Consider the following 1,170-nt stretch of genomic DNA (forward strand, 5'->3'; position numbering starts at 1 on the left):
TACCAATTTGTTTTTGCTATGACCCATGAGCCCAGTCGCGCAATCCGAGGGACATAATGCGCCATGGCTGCTCGGTGAGCTGGTTCCACGCATGGCAGGCGATATCGACGATATCGTCATAGGTTCTGAAGATTCTGTTTGAGAGCCATGTATTGCGCATAAACTGCCAGACGTTTTCCACAGGATTGAGTTCGGGAGAGCGTGGCGGGAGCGGCATGATGGTGATGTTGGGGGGAACCGTCAGTTTCAGACTGGTATGCCATGCTGCCTGATCCAGGATGAGGACGGCGTGACTTTGCGGTGCAACGACCTGGGCGATTTCCTTGAGATGGAAATTCATCGCATGAATGTTGCACACGGGGAGAACAAGAGCAGCCCCTTTTCCCTGAGCGGGGCAGATTGCCCCGAAAATCCAGGCGGATCGGGTCCTTAGGTCGGCTGTCGCCCGGGGGCGGGTTCCCCGCTTCGCCCAGCGCCGTGTCAGCTTCGTTTTCTGGCCGATCCTTGCTTCATCCGCCCACCACAGTTCGATATTTTCTCCGGGGTGACAGGCGCTGATTGCGGCAAGGGCATCAGGAAAATCTTTTTAAAAATGTCCTGGGCATCCGGGTTCTGGGCATAATGCCGGGGGCGTGGCGTCAGCAGACGAAAATTCTCACTGCGGACAATCCTGCTCAACCAGGAAACAGACAGGCTGACCCCGTGCTCTTCATGAAGCCAGGCGCACAGATCACGCAATCGCCAGCGCACCACGCCATGAGCCGAAGGAATGGGACCGTCTTCAATCCGCTGCGCCAGAGCCTCCATGACGGAAGGTGTGATGCGGCGGGCAGCACCCCCACCATGACGATCAATCAGCCCCGCAGGCCCTTGCGCGTTAAAGCGCAAAACCCAGTCCCGAACGATCTGTCGATCCGTTCCCGCAAGACGGGCCGCCTCGCCACGCGTTGCCCCGTCATAAATCGCGGCAAGCGCCAGAAGGCGCCGCGACTGGGCCGCATGTCTGCTTCGTCGCGCCAGACCTCGCATGCTCGCTGCATCATAATCTTCTCGGAGTGCGACCGCCTTGCTCATCAGGGATACCTTCCTTCAATGACGGTATCCTGTGAATCACAATTCAACGCCTATGTGTACCCCCCCCCTGAGTCACAGCCAAAACAAATTGGTATT

General features: G+C 57.6%; 1 protein-coding gene. It reads right to left on the reverse strand.

Going from position 1 to position 1,170, the window contains the following annotated elements; all coding sequences use genetic code 11:
* Positions 1-16: 16 nt before the first annotated feature.
* Positions 17-1,074 (reverse strand): IS630 family transposase gene (locus JCM25146_RS21815; protein WP_148299137.1). Its coding sequence is split into 2 segments (ribosomal slippage): positions 17-582 and positions 582-1,074, totalling 1,059 coding nucleotides; the frame shifts between segments, so codons are not numbered across the junction.
* Positions 1,075-1,170 lie beyond the last annotated feature (96 nt).

Source organism: Acetobacter okinawensis JCM 25146 (assembly GCF_000613865.1).
Taxonomy (GTDB): domain Bacteria; phylum Pseudomonadota; class Alphaproteobacteria; order Acetobacterales; family Acetobacteraceae; genus Acetobacter; species Acetobacter okinawensis.